Origin of the sequence: Pseudomonas sp. SMV71 (assembly GCF_052042015.1) — a bacterium.
GTDB lineage: Bacteria > Pseudomonadota > Gammaproteobacteria > Pseudomonadales > Pseudomonadaceae > Aquipseudomonas.
This window is the reverse complement of the sequence record NZ_JBKGGU010000079.1, coordinates 1-242: the sequence shown is the minus strand read 5'-3', so window position 1 is coordinate 242 and position 242 is coordinate 1. Positions and strand designations below refer to the sequence as shown.

The 242-nt window shown below is 63.6% G+C and carries 1 protein-coding gene; it reads left to right on the top strand.

Features of this window, described 5'->3' with window-relative positions:
- The coding region (locus ACLEJQ_RS25865) for a hypothetical protein (RefSeq protein WP_440799962.1) at positions 1-242 on the top strand (242 nt) is incomplete at both ends.

Genomic DNA, 242 nt, shown 5'->3' with positions numbered 1-242 from the left:
ACTGGAACGCGACGGCGCAGGACGGTTGATCGCCAAGATCACCGACGATGGCCGTACCGACTACACCTACGACCCGCTGGACCAGCTCACCGCCGTCACCTTCACCGACCTGCAAGGCAACGTGCAAAGCCTGAGCTTCGCCTACGACGCCACCGGCCAGTTGCTGGAAGAACACAGCGCCGCCGGCCGCCTGCAACACCACTACGACGAACTCGGTAACCTGATCCAGACCCAACTGCCCG